An 18,300-nucleotide genomic window follows, 5' to 3' on the forward strand; every position below is an offset into this window, starting at 1 on the left:
TGATTTGCCTGAGGTTTTGCCCTGGCTGTCGATTAACTGCCATCAAACTGTAATCCAGGCGCCCCAATATCCCGGCCCGACAACCAACAAGCGCGAAGGCGACGGGACAGGCTGAACATGCACAGACGGGAAGTGTTGAACTGGATCGGCGTTGGCGCTGCGGCGCCGCTGCTCACGGCCTGCGCGGGCCTGGGCGGGACGTCGGCCGGCAACGACGCGGCGCTCGATGTGCTGTATTTCGCTGACACCCTCGATGCCCGCCAGGCCGGTAACCCGGTGGTCCCGGCCACGCGCCTGGGGCCGGTCACCCACCTCGGCCAGGCGCCCTGGATGACCGGCGCCAGCGCCCGCCAGGCCCGCGCCGAACTCAACCCGCTGCTCGACGCCAGCCTCGCCGATGGCGTGCGCACCGGCGGCTACGCGGTGCTGGCGGCCTTGCTCGAGCAACTGCGCCAAGGCGCCGGGACTGACAATTGCCTGACTCTGGAAAACGGTCAGGGCTGGAATGGCAGCGGCCTGGCCTATCTGACCCAGGGGGGTAGCGGTGTTGAAGGCAGCCAGTTGCTGGCCAGTGACGTGCGGGTCAGCAGCGATGAGCGGGTGCTGTGGCCGCAGCGTTGCACCGGCCTTTATCGGCAATATGGCAAGCCCGTGCTGGGCGCCGGCCTGGCTGCGGAACAGGGAACCGCGCTGGGTGCTGCAGCCTTTACAGTGTTTCGCCGTGGTGGTGTGCGGGTCGCCGTGGTCGGCATCACCGACCCCTATGCCCAGGACCAGAAAGCCTCGCTCAAGCAGTGGTACCAGTCGCTGCTGCCGGCCTTCGAACAAGCCCGCGGGCAGGCAGACCTGGTGATCGCCCTGGCCGATGTCGGCACCGGCCCCGGCCTGTGGCTGGCCGAACGCCTGAGCGATGCCGACCTGCTGCTGTGCGCCCGTGGCCAGGACTTCTGGCCTGAGCCGGTGACCGTGCTGCAAGCCAGTGGCAAGCGCGTGCCGGTGCTGTTCGCTGGCAATCGCGCTTGCGGCGCCTTCCAGGTGCGCTGCCAGCGAAGCGCTGGGCAATGGCAATTCAGCGCGCATTTTCATCCGGCCTTCGAAAGCAGCCTTACCCCTGGCGCCCAGGCCCGCGCCGCGCAGATCCGTGGTGTGCTGGCGCAGCAACGCGCCGGTCACGCCGCCTGGCTCGATCAACCCCTGGCGCGCGCACCGCAGGCACTGTGGCGCCGTGATACCCGCGGTGGCAGTTGGGACCGCCTGCTGCACCTGGCCCTGGCCGCCGACAGCGGCTACCCGGTGTTGCTCCCAGGCCTGCGCTACGACAGCCCCCTGGCTGCCGGCCAGGCCATCACCCGCGAACACCTGATCAGCCTGACCGGCAGCTACCCGGCGCCGGTGGTCGAGGCGCCTGCGCGGCAAGTCGAGCAGGTGCTGGAAAACGCCGCCGAGCAGTTGTTCGGTGACCCGCTATTGCTCGACAACAGCCAGGACCTGCCGCGCTGGCTGGGCCAGCCCTGGCAGTTGAGCTACAGCCCGAGCGGCAAGCGCGTCTCGGGCTTCAGCGAAACCCAGGGGCAGTGCCGCACCTTCGGCCTGCAGTACGCCTCCAGCAGTGGCGAGCCGCTGTGGCAACGGGTCGAGGCCTGGCTGGCGCAGCAGCCAGCCGACTGGCAATTGCCAGCGTTGCAATTGCCGCAGCTGCGCTATGTCCAGGGCCATCCCGGTTGGCATCCCCGTGAGTTGAGCGCGTGATCCGCGCCTCGCGCCTGTTCCGCGGCGCGCTGCTGACCCTGGCCGCCTGGCTTGCCGCCCAGTGTGTTTTGCAGCTCAGCCGCACGCCGCTGCCGGCGGTGGCTGAGGTCCAGCAAGCAACGCCTTTACCGGGCCTGATGGTCGGCCACTGGCAGGCCCAGGCCGACAGCGGTGAGGTGCCGCTGACCCGTTTACCGCTGGAGTACCTGGGCGGCTTGCGGGCCGTGCCGCTCAGCGCCACGGTGGTGGTGCTGCGTTACGGCCAGGCCACGCGCAGCATGCGCCGTGGCCAGCGCCTGGCGCCGGGCATCGTGCTGGAGAGCATCGATGACCAGGGCCTGATTTTCGACAACCAGGGGCGGCGCGAACGCCTGCCCTGGCCGCCACGGCCTGCCGTGACCGGCTTCAAGCGCCAAGGATGAATGATGATCGCAAGACTCTGCCTGGCCAGCGTGCTGAGCCTGGGCCTCAACCTGGCCTGGGCCGAAGAGCCGGTGGCGCTGGATGACAACGAGACGCCGTTGTACGAAGTCAATTTCGTCGACACTGAACTGAGCGAGTTCATCGACAGCGTCTCGCAAATTACCGGCACCACCTTCATCGTCGATCCACGGGTGAAAGGTAAGGTCACCGTGCGCACGGTCGATCGCCACGACAGCGAAGCGATCTACGACATCTTCCTGGCCCAGTTGCGCGCCCAGGGTTTCGCCGCCGTCGACCTGCCCAACGGCAGCGTCAAGATCGTCCCCGACCAGGCCGCGCGGCTTGAGCCGGTACCGGTGGAGACGGCGGGCAAACCGGCGCAAGGCAGCGACGGGGTCGCCACCCGCGTGTTCAATGTACGCAACGCCGCCAGCGAGCAATTGCTGGGCATCCTCAAGCCGCTGATCGATCCCCGGGTCGGGGTGATCACCCCGTACCCTGCGGCCAACCTGCTGGTGATCACCGACTGGCGCAGCAACCTGGAACGCATCGACAGCCTGCTGCTGCAGCTCGACCAGGTCAGTGACGAGCCGATGCAGGTCATGCCGCTGCAGCATGCCAGCGCTAACGACACCAGCAAGTTGATCAGCCAGTTGCTGGCCCGCGAGCAGGGCGCCGACAGCGCCCAGGTGGTGGCCGACCCACGCAGCAATGCGCTGTTGGTGCGCGGCAGTGCCGACAGCCGTGAGCGGGTGCGCGCCTTGTTGGCGCAACTGGACCGCCCCGGCGATAACCTGCGCAGCTCCAACACCCAGGTGATCTACCTGCGCCACGCCAATGCCAGCGAAGTGGTCAAGGTACTGCGCAGCCTCAGCCAGGACAGCCTGCCGGCCGCAAGCGGCGAGGGCGGCAAGGACGACAAGGCGCCGATGCCGGTAAGCAGCTCGGGGATTCGCCTGGAATATGAAGAAGGCACTAACGCCGTGGTCATGGTCGGCCCCGACAGCGAGCTGGCGGCTTATCGCAACATCGTCGAGCAACTGGACGTGCGCCGCGCGCAGGTGGTGGTCGAGGCGATCATTGCCGAGGTCTCGGATTCACGCGCCGAAGAGCTGGGGGTGCAGTGGCTGTTCGCCGATGAGAAGTTCGGCGCCGGCACGGTCAACTTCGGCAGCAGCGGCCCGAGCATCGCCGCCATCGCCGGGGCTGCAGCGGGCAAGGACAACGCTGCGCTGGCCAAACTGCTGTCAGGCACCAACGGCCTGACCGCAGGCTTTGGCAACTTCGGCGGCGGTTTCAACTTCGCCGTGCTGGTCAATGCGCTGAAGAGCAAAAGCGGCTTCAATCTGTTGTCGACGCCAACCCTGCTGACCCTGGACAACGCCGAAGCGTCGATCCTGGTCGGCCAGGAAGTGCCCTTCGTCACCGGCTCCGTGACCCAGGACAACACCAACCCGTACCAGACCATCGAGCGCAAGGAAGTCGGGGTCAAGCTGCGCATCAAGCCGCAGATCAACATCGACAACACCGTGCGCCTGGACATCGTCCAGGAGGTCTCGTCGATTGCCGACAACGCTTCGGCCAGCGATGTGATCACCAACAAGCGCGAGATCAAGACCAAGGTCATGGTCGAGGATAACGGCCTGGTGATCCTTGGCGGGCTGATCAGCGACGAGGTCACCTCGAGTAATCAGAAAGTGCCGTTGCTCGGTGATATTCCCTGGCTGGGGCGGCTGTTCAGTTCCTCCGGCCACCAGGGCGTGAAGCAGAACCTGATGGTGTTCATTCGCCCACGCATCCTGCGCGACGGCCCGAGCCTGGCCAGCCTGAGCACCGAGAAATACCGCAACCTGCAGCAGGACACTGCTCTGAAGCTGCCGGCCATCAGCGATGACGGCAAGCTGCTGCAAGCCTTTCCGGCCAGCCGTCAGCGCCTGGACGAGGGTGTCTGGTGATGGAGTTGTTGCCCTATCGCCTGGCCCGCCAGGCCGGCCTTGCCGTGGCGCCTTTGGCGACGGGCTGGAGCCTGTGGCTGCGCAGCGATGTCGACAGCGATCAATTGCAGGAGCTGCTGCGCGTGCAGGGTCAGCCGGACGAAGTCTGCCACCTCGACAGCGCCAGTTTCGACAGCCGCCTGGGCCAGCTGTACCAGGCCGGTGAAGGCGCCACCGCCGCGCTGATCGAGGGCATCGGTGAACAGGTCGACCTCGACGGCCTGATGAGCGAAATGCCGCGCATCGAAGACCTGCTCGAAAGCGACGACGAAGCGCCGGTGATTCGCCTGATTAACGGCCTGTTTGCCCAGGCTTTGCGCCTGCAAGCCTCGGACATTCATATCGAGACCTTCGAGCAGAGCCTGGTGGTGCGCCTGCGCGTCGACGGCCATTTGCGCGAAGTGCTGCGCCCGCCACGCGCGCTGTCGGCGATGCTGGTGTCGCGGATCAAGGTCATGGCCCGCCTGGACATCGCCGAGAAACGCCAGCCTCAGGATGGGCGCATCACCCTGCGCGCAGCCGGGCGCGAGGTGGACGTGCGGGTCTCGACCCTGCCCGGCATCCACGGCGAGCGGGTGGTGATGCGTGTGCTCGACAAGCAGGCCAGCCTGCTGGCGCTGGTCAACCTCGGCATGCCGGCAGCGGTGGAGCAGGGCTTGCGTGGCTGCCTGGCGCGGCCCAACGGTATCGTCCTGAGCACCGGGCCGACCGGTTCGGGCAAGACCACCACGCTGTACGCCAGCCTCAACAGCCTCAACGATGGCAGCCGCAACATCCTCACCGTCGAAGACCCGGTCGAATACGCCATCGCCGGCATCGGCCAGACCGCCATCAACCCCCGCGCCGGGCTGACCTTCGCCACCGGCCTGCGGGCGATCCTGCGCCAGGACCCGGACGTGATCATGCTCGGCGAAATCCGCGACCGCGAGACCGCGCAGATCGCCGTGCAAGCCAGCCTCACCGGCCACCTGGTGCTCTCGACCCTGCACACCAACAGCGCCGTGGGGGCGGTGACGCGCCTGCGTGACATGGGTATCGAGCCGTTCCTGATCGCCTCGTGCCTGCGCGGGGTCATGGCCCAGCGCCTGGTGCGGCGCCTGTGCAGCTGTGCGCGGCCGCAACCCTTGCAGGCGGCTGAGCGGCAGCTGTGGCCGGAGCTGGCGGAGCTGAGCGAGACCTTCCATGCCGTCGGTTGCGAGCAGTGCCAGGGCAGCGGCTATCGTGGCCGGCTCGGTCTGTACGAATTCATCGAGCTGGACGCCGGGCTGATCGCCCTGCTGTACGACGGCGCCAGTGAAGTAGCCATGCACGAGCATCTGGCCGGGCGCCGCCAGAGCCTTGCCGGCATGGCCAGCGAGTGCCTGCGCCGCGGCGATACCAGCCTCGCCGAAGTGCTGCGCGCGGTGCAGGGCTAACCCATGCCGACCTTTCGTTACCAAGCGGTCGACCTCAGCGGCCGCGCACGCAAGGCCAGTATCCAGGCCGACAGCGAGCGCCATGCCCGCCAGCTGTTGCGTGAGCAAGGGCTGTTCACCCGGCAGTTGCAACGCCACGATGCGGCCACTCAACAGCCGCGCCGCCAGCGGGTCAACCGCGCCCAGTTGTGCGAGCTGACCCGGCAACTGGCGACCCTCACCGGCGCCGGCATTCCCTTGGTGGATGCCCTGGCGACCCTGGAGCGGCAACTGGTGGAACCGGCCCTGCGCAACCTGCTGGTGGCGGTGCGCGGATCGCTCGCCGAAGGCCTGAGCCTGGCCCGCAGCCTGGCGCGCCAGGGCGGGCTGTTCTGCGGTTTGTACTGCGCGCTGGTCGAGGCCGGCGAGCGTTCCGGGCGCCTGGCCCAGGTGCTGGAACGCCTGGCCGAGCACCTCGAACAGGTTCAACGTCAACAGCACAAGGCACTTACGGCGCTGATCTACCCCTGCGTGTTGATGGGGGTGTCGCTGGCGGTGGTGGTTGGCCTGATGACTTTCGTGGTGCCCAAGCTTACCGAGCAGTTCGCTCACTCCGGGCAGAGTCTGCCGTGGATCACTTCGCTGCTGATCGGTATCAGCGACTTGCTGGTGTTGCTCGGGCCGTGGTTGCTGCTCGGCGCTGTGTCGGCCTCGCTGCTCGGCGCCTGGCTGTTGCGCCGCCCGCACTGGCGTTTGCGCCGCGATGACTTGCTGCTGCGCCTGCCGCGGATCGGCAACTTGCTGGCGGTGCTGGAGAGCGCGCGGCTGTCGCGCAGCCTGGCGATTCTATGCGGCAGCGGCGTACCGCTGCTTGAAGCCCTGCAAGTGGCCACGGCCACGGTCAACAACCGGCGCATCCACCTGGCCCTGCAACGGGTCAGCAGCGATGTGCAGGGCGGGGTCAGCCTGCACCGGGCGCTGGATGCCAGTGGCCACTTCCCGCCGTTGCTGCTGAACATGGTCGCCAGTGGCGAAGCCAGCGGCACCTTGCCAGACATGCTCGAACGGGTCGCCGACAACCAGGAGCGTGGCTTCGCCCGCCAGGTCGACAGCGCCATGGCCTTGTTCGAGCCGCTGATGATCCTGGTGATGGGCGCGGTGGTGCTGTTCATCGTTCTCGCCGTGCTGTTGCCGATCATGCAGCTCAACCAGGGCCGGACACTTTGAAAAGGAGCAAGACCATGCACAGCCCACGCGCGCGTCAGCGCGGTTTTACCCTGATGGAAATCATGGTGGTGATCTTCATCATCGGCCTGTTGATCGCCGTGGTCGCCCCAAGCGTGCTCGGCAGCCAGGACAAGGCCATGAAGCAGAAGGTCATGGCCGACCTGTCGACCCTGGAGCAGGCGCTGGACATGTACCGTCTCGACAACCTGCGTTTCCCTTCGGCCGAGCAGGGCCTGGCGGCGCTGGTCAGCAAACCGACGGCAGAGCCGCTGCCACGCGCCTGGCGCGCCGACGGTTACATCCGCCGCCTGCCGCAGGACCCCTGGGGCACTGCCTATCAGTACCGCGCCCCCGGCCAGCACGGGCGCATCGATATCTACTCGTTGGGCGCCGACGGCGTCGAGGGCGGCGAAGGTATCGATGCCGACCTGGGTAACTGGAACCTTTAAGGATGCACAGCGAGCGTGGTTTTACCCTGCTGGAGATGCTTGTGGTGCTGCTGATCGCCGGGCTGATGAGTACCTTGAGCATTGCCTGGCTCGACAGCGGCAAGGCGCCGGTGCAGCAGGCCCTTGAGCGCCTGGCCGGAGCCAGCCGCCAGCAGGCTGAGCTGGCGCTACACGGGGGGGAGATTCGCGGCTTGCGCTGGAATGGCAGCCGCCCCGAATTTGTCCGCCGGGTCGCCGAGCGCTGGCAGGTCGAGCCCGTCGATTTCGCTGACTGGCCGGCAACGCTGCAAGCCGACTGGCCTGCCAGCCGCGAGCCACGCCTGGTGTTCACGCCCTCCGGGCTTGCCCGCAGCGCCACCTTGAACTGGCATTGGCCCGAAGGCACCCAGCGTTGGCAATGGAGCAGCGCCGGCCAGTTGCACAGGGCGCCGCTGTGAAGCGCGCACAACGCGGCTTCACCCTGCTTGAGGTGACGGTGGCCCTGGGGATTGCCGCCGCCCTGGCAATCATGACCAGCCAGGTGTTGCGCCAGCGCCTGGCGGTGCAGCAGAGCGTGCAGCACCACCGCCTGGGGGTGTTCTGTGCGCGCGAGCTGCAGGCGCGGTTTGCCGTCGAGCGGTTCTGGCCGCTGCAAAGCAGCGCCGCCGGGCAATTGCAGCAAGGCGATGACCAGTGTCACTGGCAACTGCAGTTGACCTCGACCGGCGTGCGCAACCTGCGCCGAGGGCAATTGCACCTGTTTGCCGACCGAGACGGACGCGATCCGCTCGGCCAGTACCGAATCTTTCTGGTGCGTCCATGAAGCGCCGCCAGCAGGGCCTGACCCTGCTTGAACTGCTGGTGGCCCTGGCCCTGACCGCGGTGCTGGGGATCTTGCTGGCGGCGCTGGTCAATGCCTGGGCCGGTATGCGCGAGCGCTTGCAGCAACCTGCCCAGGGCTCGCCGGTGCTGGATTTCTGCCTGGCCCTGGAGCGGCGTTTCGACTCCACGGTGTTGCGCCAGCTCTATGAGCAACGCCTGCCCCTGGCGATCAACTGGCTCGACTGGCAACCCGCCACCCTGCAGTTGCAATGGGTGGCGCGCAGTGCCTGGCCGCAAGCCGAGGGCGGCTCGCGCCTGCAGCGTCAGCGCCTGAGCTACGACGCACGCGGGCAACGCCTGCTGCTGGAAACCTCGTCCGACCTGTATGCGGTGGGTAAGCCTCAATGGCGTCAACGTGAACAGCTCGATCAGGTCACGGCGCCAAGCTTTGGGTTTTTTCAATCGGGCCGCTGGCTGGCCTTTCCTTCTGCCGAGCGGTCCGCCCCGGATCGCGGTGTGCGCCTTGAGTTCAAGCGTGATGGAGCACCTTATGTCTGTACCTTCGCCCTGCCGGAGGCACCCTGATGAAATGGCTTGAACGCTGGCAAACGCCACGCGAAAGCAACTGGTTGCTGCTGCGCCCTGGTGTGGGGCAAGCGCCCTGGAGCTGGATACGCCTGGCCGACGGCAGGCGCGAAGCCGGCGAGGGCGAACCGCCCAGCCCGGACGGCGCGCGCGTGGCGCTGATTCTGCCCGGTAACCACTGCAGCCATAGCCAGCTTGCGGCGCCGCCGGGGCTCAAGCGTGATGAGTGGCCTTTGCTGCTTGAAGAGCGTTTGCTGCAACCGGCCGAGTCGATTCGTTGTGGCTGTGTTTCACGTCAGGGCAATCAACTGGAGCTGGTCAGCGTCGATCAGGCTTTGCTCGAACAATGGTTGAGCCAGTGCGCCGACTGGGGCTTGAGCGTCGAGCGCTGCTGGGCAGAGTTTCAGTTGCTGGCAGACACTCCAGCGGGTACCGCCCTGTGCTGGCAGCGCAGCCCGGACCTGCTGTTGCTCAAGGGGGTAACCGAACTCTCACGCCAGCATTGGCTGGCCTGGCCGACGCTGCTTGGATCGAACTTGCCGGCTCCCTGGCCAAGCCTGCAACCCGAAATGTTTGAAGGGGCCTGGCCAGCGCGGTTGGCCGCGTTGGAGCCTTTGCCCAGCCTGTTTGCTCTGCACCCGGCGCGGCAGATGCGGTTGCGCGTTGCCATGGCCCCCGGGCAATGGCGCCTGATGGCCGCCTGCGCGCTGTTGGGGCTGGTCTGCAGCGGCCTGTGGCTGGCCCAGCAATGGCGCCAGAACGAGGTCTACAAGGCGCAAGTGGTGGCGGTCACCGGGCCGGTCACTTCACCTCGCCAGGCAGCCCAGCTCCTCAAGCGTCAGCGCCAGGCCGAGGCGGATCGCCACGTGCGCCTGCGTCAGATCGAGCAGTTGCAGATGGCGGTGCAGCAATGGTTGCAGGCACAACCCGGTTGGCATGTCAGCGCCAGTGGCTTTGACGGACAACGCTGGACCCTGCGCCTGCGTGGCGACCAGGCACCCGAGGTGGCAACCTGGCAGGCCATCGCCCGGCAGGTTGGCGTGGCGGTTGCAGCAAGCACGGGCGAAGGCCAACTGCAACTGGTGTTCGACCTGGGAGCTGTCTCATGAGTGCATGGCTGCAGCGCCGCTGGTTGATGCCGGCAGCCTGGGTGATGGTAGGCGTATTGCTTGTCACCTTGATCGTTCGTGAAGGCACGGCGCGCTTGCAGGACGCACGGCAGTGGCAAGCCCTGGCCCGCTCGGCGGCCAGCCTGCAGGTGCAGACGCGCTTCAGTGCCGAGCAACTGCAGCAATCGGCGCAGGCACACAGTATTGCCCTCAATGAAGTGCTGGCAGAAAACCACAGTTGGCAGATCAAGGGCCGTGCCGCCGATGAGCAAGGTGTGCAGCGCTGGCTACTGGCTGTACAGCGCGAAGGCGTGCGCCCGCTGCGCTGGTCGCTGGAGCAGGGCGAGTCAGGTATGAGCTTCGAGCTGGAGTTGCAACAATGAAGCGCGCGGGCTGGTTCGCCCTGGTGTTCGTGTTGAGCCTGTCGGCCGCTTTGCCGGCGAACTGGCTGCTCGCACCCGTTGCCGCTGAAGGCGTCTTCGGCAGCCTCTGGCAAGGCCAGGCGCAACGGCTGGGGCAGGTGGGGCCGGTCGCTTGGCACTGGCAGCCCTGGCGTCTGCAGGCGCAGGTCGAGCTTGGGTTCCAGGGGCAAAGCTGGCAGGTACAGGTCGCTGGCTGGCCGTGGAACTGGCGGGCGGCAGTAGCGCCAATGCAGCCTACACTCACGACGCCTTCGTCCTATCGGCTGACGGGTGAGTGGAGCGGACGGATCGATGTGCAGGGTAGCGGTCGACAGTGCCGAGGCAGCCAGGGCCAGATCAGCGTCGACGGTCTGGCCATGGACGCGCCCTGGTCGGTGCCCCTTGGGGCGGGCCAGGTGCGCATTGATTGCTCGGCAGGCATGCATCTGCTGGCGCGGTTGCAGTTGCAGGGGCAGCATCAGGCCGAGCTGGATGCCGACCTGCTCGCCCGGCGCGCGAAGCTGCAGGGCGAGATGACACCGGGTACCGCCCTGTACCCGGTGTTGCTGGCGGCCGGCTGGCTCAAGGCGGATGCAACCGGCATCAGCCGCACCCTCAAGTGGTGACCGGCAGGCGGCCTCAGCGCGGCTTGCTGCCCTCCGTTATGCTCGAGGCCAGAGTGGTGCTGCGGTCATGCCCGCTGGTGCGCAGGAAACCGAGGTCCAACGGCTTTTCTCCTGCGTTGCTGTTGGCGCCGGAGCCGTAGACATCGATCAGGCCGCTGACCAGGTCGACCGGTGCGTTCGAGGCGTTGATGCCCACCTGGCGATAGTAATCGCGCCCCTGCACGTTCTGCTCGGTGACGGCGGCACCGCCCAACTGCACCTTGCCCTTGTTCGCTTGCAGGCTGGCGCCGGAGAGGCGCACGGCGCCGCCGACCTCAAGGTCGATGCCGTCGCGGCCGTTGAGCGCGCTCTGGCTGGCGATGGTGTCGCGCTGGGTGTGCTCGACCTTGAGGGTGAAGGTGGGTGAGGTCTTCGGGTCGACTTTCTGCAACGCGCCGCCGACCGGTTTACCGACCTTGTCAGCCAGCGGGCCGGCCACCGCGTTGGCGGCGTTGATATAGCCCTGTGGGTTCTTTTCCTGGCTCAAGCGCGCATCCACCTGCACGTTCAACTGATTGACCCGGTCCTGGCGGCTGGCGACGTGCAGGTCGCCGCCGACCTGGCCGTCGATGCGCCCGGCATCCAGGCGCACACCGTCAAGGCGCGTGTCGCTCAGGCTGGCCAGGCTGATCTGGCCGGCGCGCCATTGGCTGTTGGCGAAGGTGAGATTGTCGGCGTTGTCGATGTTCACCTGCCCGCGGGCATACAGCCCGCGTTTGGCCTCTTTCGCGGTCGCCCCTGGCGCGGCGTTAAGGCCGGCACCGGCGGTGATGTCGAGGTTGTTGCGCCGTTCGCTGCTGCCTGCGGCCTCGATCAGCACGCCGCCTTCGCTGGCGCTGATGGCGACCCGGTTTGCCGAGGCTTTGACGCCTTGCAGCGTCAGCGCATCGTCCTGACTGGCGGTGCTGCTCAACAGCAGTTGCTCCCTGGCAAACCAGTTGGCCCCGCTGGCCGTGGTACTGGCTTCATCGACCCGGCCCGTGCCGAAGTGGCCACCCAGGCCACCGCCTTTGCCATTGCTGGTGCTTTTACCGAGCAATTCCAGGCCGCCGCCGATGTTGCTGCCTTGAGCCTTGTGGGTATCAGTGGCAGCGCTGACTTTCAGCGCACCCGCGCTTTGCAGCTCGATATCGGCGACCTTGGCCGCGCTGCTGCCGATGCGCCCCCCCACAAGTTCGAGGGCACCACCGGCCTGCAGTTGCACTTTGACTTTGGCGTCTATCTCTACCACGCGGGCCTGGGTATCGAGACTGTCCAGTTTGCTCTGGTCAAGGTAGCCGCGAAACTCCAGGGCACTGCCCGCCGGTGCGTTGCCTGCCTTGAACCAGCCGTTGCCGTCGAGTTTGTTCAACTGTTGGCGCTGTTGATCGTTGGCCTGGGCAAGGCTCAGGTCACCCTTGGCCGTTATTTCAAGCGAGCCGTCGCCGGCATTGAAGCGCGTGCCTTCGTACAGGCCGTCACTGCCCAGTTGCACCTGGATGCCGGTTTGCCCATAGAGGCTGCCAGGGCGTGCGGTTTGCGTGCTGTTGTCGGTCAGCAGCGAGCCACCCTTGCCGGAAAGACGCAGGTTGATATCGCTGCCGGTGCTGGTTTCGACGCGCACCGCAGCGTCCACATCCAGGCGTTCGACACGTGTGCTGGTGCTGTCCTGGGCGGCGACGAAGCGGTGGTTTTGCGCCTGGATCGACAAAGGCCCCTGGCTGGCCCGGTACTGGGTGCCGGCATCGTCGAGGCTGCCGGCCTTGAGGTTGATACGCTGGCCCGTGAGTTCGGTGACCTGCGCGGTGCTGCTGCGCGTGGTTTGCTCGCGATTGAGGTGTTTGAACTCAAGATCAGCGCCCAGCGTTGGCGGGGCCAGGGCGTCTTCGATTGATGCCTGCTGGAAGCGACTGGCTTCTTTACCGGTGACCAGGTTCTCCACCGGGCGAGTCAGGTCCTTGTACACCAGGCTGGCGCCGAGGCTGGCTTGCCAGTGGGTCTGGGTCTGTTTTGATTCGCGGGTATCGTCGACGGCGCGATTGTCCACGCTGCCGGCCTGCAGCTCCAGCGACCGGCCAGCTGTCAGGCGGGCAGCCTCGTTGACCAGCGTGTCGGCAGTCACGCGCAGATCGCCAGTGGCGCTCAGGCTGCTGCGTTGCGCCTGGCTTGCGCGTTCATCGACCTCCTGGCGCCTGTAGTAGCCTTTGAAGGCGCTGCCAACAGCATCGATGCCGCCACTGACCCGCAGGCCGCCGCCACTTTCGCCGGTGGTGGTCTGCTGCGACTGTAGCTCGCGAGCTGCGCTTACGGTGACAGTGCGACCATCCAACTGAAGGTCACCGGCGAGCGCCTCAATGCTGGAGCCCGTGATGTCGATGGCTTTAGCACTTTCAAGTGCAACGCCTGCGCCCTTGAGCTCGCTGGCAACCTGCTTGAGGTGGGATGCCTGCGTGTCGGTGTTGACCACGGCGTAACCCACCGAAGCCGTGTACTGGTGCGAGTCGGGCTTGCCGTCGATGGCGTCCTGGGTCTGGCTGGCATTGGCAGTGAAGCCCTGTTGCCGGTTTTGTTCGCTGACGGTCTGCAGTTGTTCGGCGCTGCGCACATCGATGGCGTTTTGCGCCTGCAGGTGCAATTGCTTGCCGGCCTCGAGCCTTGAGCCGATCACCTGCAGGTCATCGGCGCTGGCCAGGCGCAGGTTGCTTGCAGAGGCCAGGTCGCTGCTTAGCACTTGCTGGCGGTGTTCCTGGCGCTGGCTGTTTTCGGCGATCAGGCCGAACAGTTTGCTATCGCTCTCGCGTTGCTCGACGCTGGCCTGGTTGTGTGTCGCTTCGACCGACAACCGGGCTTTTTCACTGAGCAACAGTGCATCGCCTTTGGCTTGCACCTTTGAGCCTTTGATTTGCACCTGGTCAGCCACCACGGTCAATGCACCTTCAGCTTGAAGGTTACTGGCGCTACCCTGTTGGCCCTTGGCTTCGGTCTGGCCGTTCTTGCCGAAGAAGCTGCCGGAGACCAGGTCGCCACTGTAGTTGCGGGTGTTTTCGTCGTTGCTCAGTGCGATGCTGGCGACCTCCAGCTTGCCGGCCTTAAGGTTCATGTCGCCGGCGCTGCTCAGGGCGCTGCCCAGTATCTGCGTGTTGCCTTTGGACGCCAGGGAAACCTGCTGGCCGGACAGAACACTGGCCTTGGCGCTTTCCTGGTAGCTGCTGCTGTCCTTGTCACCGCGCCACAGATGTTTGCGGTGGCGGATTTTTTCATCGACCTGCAGGCTGTCGACGCCGGCGCTGATGGTCAGGTTCTGGCCCGCCTTGACCGACAGGTCGCCACCGGCCTCGACGCTGGTGGCGACCATGCGCAGGTCGCCGCCCGCCTGCAGGTTGATGTCCTGGCTGGCCTTGATCTGGCTGCCGACCTGTTGGCGCTCGGTGCGGGTGCTTTCGCGCTCGTAGGTTTCGGTGGTGATGAGCCCCCACTTTTCTTTGCGGTTCTGCTGTTCGCGGCTGATGCTTTCCCGCGCTTGGGCATCGAGGGTGAGGTTCTTGCCGGCCTTGATGTTTACCTGTTGCGCCTGGGCGCGTACGGCGCTGATCTCCAAGGTGCCGGCAGCGTCTATGGCGATCCCGTCGCGGGCTTGCAACTGGCTGCTGGCCATGCGCACACCGGCGCCTGCCGCAGTGCTGAGGATACGGATGCGCCCGGCTTGCATGGCGCCAAACAGGCTGGCATCGATACTGCCAGCCGGCGCCGCCAGGTGCTCGATGACCTGGCCGTCGGTGGCGTCGATGCGGTTGCGCCCGACCACCAGGTTCAAGTCGTCGCGCGCCGCGAGCGTGCCGCGGCTGTCGATGCGTGGGGCGATCAGTTCGAGAGCTCCGTAGTGGTTGCTCTGGCCGGCGCCGAGGACCTCCAGGGTGCCGCTGGCGGTACGGGTATCGAGGTACTTGAGGCGCTGGTCTTGCAGCTCGACCGTACCGACCAGAAAGCCTGCACGGGTGGTATTGATGAAGCTGCCACCGTTGAGGGTGATGCCATTGGGGTTGGCCAGGATGTAGTCGGCCGGGCGACCGAAGATTTCCTGTGGGCCGGCAATGCGCGAGGCGTTGCGGCTGATCACTTCATTGAGAATGGTCGAGGCGGCCTGGCCCTGAAACTGCGGGTTGGCGGCCAGGGCGCCGGCCAGTTGCGATTGCCCGGTCTGCAGGGCGTTGTTCAACACCAACCCGGATTTGTTGACGTTGTAATCGAGAAACTGGTTGTGCGACAGGCCACTGGCGTTGGGCGCGACAATATCGATCACCGGTACACCGTGCCGATCGGTGATCAGCGGCGTACCGGCAACCCCGGCTGCCGCTTGCAGGCCGTTTGCGGCAAGGCCAATGCCCGGGCTCATCAGGCTCAGGGCGATTATCCAGCGCAGGCGATTGAGCCTGCGCCGTTGTACAGCGGGGGAGGGCGTCTTGGGCATCACTGTCTTCTCTTTTTTGTTGTGGACTTCAGATGTTCAGTACCCACTCCAGCAGCCAGTAGCCGGGCTCCAGGTCCTGGCGGCGGGTGTTGCTGGCGTGCAGCGCGCGTTGGTAGTCAAGCTTGAGCAGGCTGTCGGGCAGGTTCAGTTCAAGGCCGGCATGGGCGCCGGCCAAGCGCTGTGCGGCGCGGCCGTGGTCGAATTTGCTCCAGCCCAGGTCCAGGCCCAGTTGCGGGCGAATCACTAGCCCGGCGGGCAGGTTCAGGGCCAACGGCTGGCTCAGGGTGTTGCGCCACGCGGCGCCGCTAGCACCAGCCGCCACCTGTTGGCGAAAGCCGCGCACGGCACTGGTGTCGCTGAGCAGCAATTGCTCGACTGCCGGCAGAGCGTCGGCGCTGTACTGCAGGTTCAGTTCGCTCTGCCAACGCCAGGGCCAGGCCGGGTCACGGCCCTGGCGCAGGTGCAGGGCGCTTGCGCGGTACTTGCGAAACTGCGGCTGCGGCGCGTTGCTGGCCAGCGGCGCAGTATCGGCGCCAAACCATTCCAGGCCCTGGGCAATGCCCAGGTAGGCACTCCACAGGTTGGCGTCGAGCCACAGCAGGTTCAGGCCTGCCTCCAGGCTGGTAAGGGTCGGGCTTTGCACGTGCAGGCGTTGCCCGGCCAGGCGGTTGTCCAGGCGCTTCTGGTCCAGGCGCAGGCTGGCGCTGAGCAGCCCGTGCTGGTTGCGCCACAGGTTGCGTTCAAGGCTCAGGCCGTAGAACCCGCTCTGGCCACTGCTGCGTTCGCGCCGGCCCGGCAGTTGCGCCTGGTACTGCAGCTGGTTGAGGTTGAGCGCGTAGGTCCAGGGGCCGTAGGGGATGCTGTAGTACAGGCCGTAGCCGCGGCTGTAACTGGCGCCGGAACCGAGCGACGAGGTAAGCGACAGCTGGCTGTAGTCATTGAGTTGCAACGGGCTGTCCAGGGTCAGGCTGGCGCCGACTCGCTCGCGCCCGGTCAGCTCGCTGCCGCGGTTGTCGAAGCTGCTGCCCAGGCGCCAGCGCGGGTTGATCTGCCGCGGCGTGATGAGGATGCGGGTGCCGCCTTGCAGCTCGCCGGGCAGCAGGTCGGCGCCCAGGTCGAAGGCTCGCAGCCGGTTCAGCTGGTCCATGCCCTGTTCCAGTTCGCTCAGGCGCAAGGGCTGGCCGAGCAGGGTCGGGAACGCGCTGTGCAGTGACAGCGGCAAGTCGGGGTCGGCCAGCTCGATCGACTCGACAAAGCCCTCGACGATCTCGATGTCCAGGGTCGCGCCTGCTTGCGGCGGCTGGCTCAGGTAGGGGCGGCTGGTCAGGTAGCCGGCTTGCAAGTACTGCTCGGTGATGGTTTTGAGGATCAGGTTGATCCGTGCCACGTCCATGCACGGGGTCAGCAGCGGTCGCACGCTGGCGGCCAGTTCTGCCGAGCCGAGTTGCCGGTTGCCAGCCAGGCGCACGCCGTTCAGCGGCCAGCAGGGCGTGGCCTCGGTGGTGGTTGCTGCTTCGCTGGCCGGTTCGGCCAATTCTTCGCTACGTTGCAGCTTGCGCAGGCGTTGACGTTGCTCGAGTTGTTCCAGTTGCAGGCGCTGGTCGCGCAACGGCTGAATGCCCAGGTGTTCATGAGCACTGGCGGGACGCACCATCAACAGCACAATAAAGAGGGCCGAAGGCCGGATGACAAGGCGTGCAGCGACAATGCTGAGTGAACAGGGCATGCAGTAGCGTCCAGGCGATATCCAGATGCGTGGATTTTATGGACGCTACTATTCGAATAGATGCGCTACCGAGCCGGTAGGCGGGTAGGGCCGAAGCCTGAGTTGCGAGGGAAGCTTCCGACGTATTTGTCGGAAGCATCTTAAGGGGCGATCAAGGGCGGATCTCGATCATGGTGCCGTCCGGGACCATGTTCCACACCTCGCGCATGTCGCGGTTGGTCATGGCGATGCAGCCTTCGGTCCAGTCCAGGGTGTGGAAGACTTCTTCCGGGTATTCCTCGCTCAGCGGCGTGCCGTGGATCATGATCATCCCTCCCGGCGGAACGCCTTCACGACGGGCGCGGGCGGCGTCGGTGATATTCGGGTAGGACACGTGCATGGCCAGGTTGTAGCGGTCGCTCTGCTTGCGCCAGTCGATCCAGTAGAAGCCTTCGGGGGTGCGCTTGTCGCCTTCGCGCAGCTTGGCGCCCTTGGGTTGCTTGCCCAGGGAGATGCGGTAGGTTTTCAGCGGCGTGCCGGCGCTGATCAGCTGTAAACGACGTTCGGACTTGATCACCAGGATCTTGTCGATCAGCGCAGGCTTGGGCGCTTGCGGTTGCAGTGGCGAAGGCGCGGTCTGGTCGACCGGCCGGGTGATGATGGTTTCGGTGAAACCCGCCTGGGACATCGAAGCCACACTGAGGCAGAAAAGGGCAAGCAACCAGCGCATGAAACGATATCCCTGAAAAAGCTAGGTGTTGGGTGACGAGACGAGCATGGGTGACAGGCATTCATTGCCGATCGGGAAGCGCTGCTCGATGCGGTCACGATAATAGCATTCTAGGGTACGACTGACGGTGCGGAAAGCCAGCTCGTCCCACGGGATTTCACTTTCGTCGAAAAGCCGCACTTCCAGGCTCTCGACGCCGACGGCAAAGTCCAGGTCGGCAAGCTCGGCGCGAAAGAACACGTGCACCTGGTTGATGTGCGGCAGGTCGAACAGTTGGTAGAGGCTCATGTTGCCTACGCGGGCGCAGGCTTCTTCATCGGTTTCCCGGCGCGCGGCCTGTTCGATGGTTTCGCCGTTCTCCATGAACCCGGCGGGCAAGGTCCAGTAGCCCCGGCGCGGTTCGATGGCGCGGCGGCACAACAGCACCCGGCTGCCCCAGGTCGGCAGCACCCCGGCGACGATGTTGGGGTTCTGGTAATGAATGGTCTGGCAGTGATCGCAGACATAGCGCAGGCGGGTATCGCCCTCGGGAATACGCTGAATCACCTGATTGCCGCACGCACTGCAGAATTTCATGCTTTTATTCCTGTTAGGTGCGCCTATCTTGGCGCCACTGTCCCT

General features: G+C 65.9%; 16 protein-coding genes. 12 read left to right on the forward strand and 4 right to left on the reverse strand.

The features are described from left to right. The first annotated feature begins 117 nt into the window (after window positions 1–117). From LOY54_RS05365 to gspN, 12 genes are read left to right on the forward strand one after another with little or no spacing between them, the layout of a single operon-like run. Window positions 118–1,749: a lipoprotein UxpA gene (locus LOY54_RS05365; protein ID WP_258609671.1), complete on the forward strand. Its 1,632-nt coding sequence runs from the start codon at window positions 118–120 to the stop codon at window positions 1,747–1,749. Further along, window positions 1,746–2,171 (forward strand): pilus assembly protein PilZ, encoded by a 426-nt coding sequence (locus LOY54_RS05370; protein ID WP_258609673.1) that lies wholly within the window; start codon window positions 1,746–1,748, stop codon window positions 2,169–2,171. Before LOY54_RS05365 ends, LOY54_RS05370 begins: the two co-directional genes overlap by 4 nt. Window positions 2,172–2,174: 3 nt before the next feature. Further along, entirely contained in the window at window positions 2,175–4,127 is a 1,953-nt protein-coding gene (gene gspD / locus LOY54_RS05375) for a type II secretion system secretin GspD (RefSeq protein ID WP_258609683.1), read from the forward strand. A gap of 5 nt (window positions 4,128–4,132) precedes the next feature. Continuing rightward, window positions 4,133–5,581 (forward strand): GspE/PulE family protein, encoded by a 1,449-nt coding sequence (locus tag LOY54_RS05380; protein WP_195885956.1) that lies wholly within the window; start codon window positions 4,133–4,135, stop codon window positions 5,579–5,581. A gap of 3 nt (window positions 5,582–5,584) precedes the next feature. After that, a complete protein-coding gene (gene gspF, locus LOY54_RS05385; protein WP_258609685.1) occupies window positions 5,585–6,787 on the forward strand; it encodes a type II secretion system inner membrane protein GspF in 1,203 nt (400 codons plus the stop codon). 14 nt (window positions 6,788–6,801) lie between these two features. Continuing rightward, window positions 6,802–7,236, forward strand: coding sequence for a type II secretion system major pseudopilin GspG (gene gspG, locus LOY54_RS05390; RefSeq protein WP_195885781.1), 435 nt, complete (start codon window positions 6,802–6,804; stop codon window positions 7,234–7,236). 2 nt (window positions 7,237–7,238) lie between these two features. Further along, window positions 7,239–7,673 (forward strand): prepilin-type N-terminal cleavage/methylation domain-containing protein, encoded by a 435-nt coding sequence (locus LOY54_RS05395; RefSeq protein WP_258609687.1) that lies wholly within the window; start codon window positions 7,239–7,241, stop codon window positions 7,671–7,673. Beyond that, entirely contained in the window at window positions 7,670–8,038 is a 369-nt protein-coding gene (locus tag LOY54_RS05400; RefSeq protein ID WP_258609689.1) for a type II secretion system protein GspI, read from the forward strand. Before LOY54_RS05395 ends, LOY54_RS05400 begins: the two co-directional genes overlap by 4 nt. Continuing rightward, entirely contained in the window at window positions 8,035–8,622 is a 588-nt protein-coding gene (locus LOY54_RS05405) for a type II secretion system protein GspJ (RefSeq protein ID WP_258609691.1), read from the forward strand. Before LOY54_RS05400 ends, LOY54_RS05405 begins: the two co-directional genes overlap by 4 nt. Continuing rightward, window positions 8,622–9,731: a type II secretion system protein GspL gene (locus LOY54_RS05410; protein ID WP_258609701.1), complete on the forward strand. Its 1,110-nt coding sequence runs from the start codon at window positions 8,622–8,624 to the stop codon at window positions 9,729–9,731. Before LOY54_RS05405 ends, LOY54_RS05410 begins: the two co-directional genes overlap by 1 nt. After that, complete coding sequence (gene gspM, locus LOY54_RS05415; RefSeq protein ID WP_213602260.1) at window positions 9,728–10,114, forward strand: type II secretion system protein GspM; 387 nt, start codon at window positions 9,728–9,730, stop codon at window positions 10,112–10,114. Before LOY54_RS05410 ends, gspM begins: the two co-directional genes overlap by 4 nt. After that, window positions 10,111–10,758, forward strand: coding sequence for a type II secretion system protein N (gene gspN / locus LOY54_RS05420; RefSeq protein WP_258609703.1), 648 nt, complete (start codon window positions 10,111–10,113; stop codon window positions 10,756–10,758). The genes gspM and gspN overlap by 4 nt, the downstream gene beginning before the upstream one ends. Window positions 10,759–10,771: 13 nt before the next feature. On the opposite strand, the gene LOY54_RS05425 is transcribed toward gspN, so the two are convergent. The 4 genes from LOY54_RS05425 to LOY54_RS05440 all read right to left on the reverse strand — a co-directional run bounded on the left by LOY54_RS05425 (window position 10,772) and on the right by LOY54_RS05440 (window position 18,255). Then, complete coding sequence (locus LOY54_RS05425) at window positions 10,772–15,244, reverse strand: hemagglutinin repeat-containing protein (RefSeq protein WP_258609705.1); 4,473 nt, start codon at window positions 15,242–15,244, stop codon at window positions 10,772–10,774. Between the two features lie 28 nt (window positions 15,245–15,272). Next, window positions 15,273–16,970, reverse strand: a complete 1,698-nt coding sequence (locus tag LOY54_RS05430) for a ShlB/FhaC/HecB family hemolysin secretion/activation protein (RefSeq protein WP_408980556.1) — start codon at window positions 16,968–16,970, stop codon at window positions 15,273–15,275. A 151-nt stretch (window positions 16,971–17,121) separates the two neighbouring features. Further along, window positions 17,122–17,679, reverse strand: coding sequence for a murein L,D-transpeptidase family protein (locus LOY54_RS05435; RefSeq protein WP_045196533.1), 558 nt, complete (start codon window positions 17,677–17,679; stop codon window positions 17,122–17,124). Between the two features lie 21 nt (window positions 17,680–17,700). Then, entirely contained in the window at window positions 17,701–18,255 is a 555-nt protein-coding gene (locus LOY54_RS05440; RefSeq protein ID WP_195885790.1) for an NUDIX hydrolase, read from the reverse strand. Window positions 18,256–18,300: the final 45 nt, after the last annotated feature.

This window comes from Pseudomonas sp. B21-032, from assembly GCF_024748965.1.
Taxonomy (GTDB): Bacteria; Pseudomonadota; Gammaproteobacteria; order Pseudomonadales; family Pseudomonadaceae; genus Aquipseudomonas.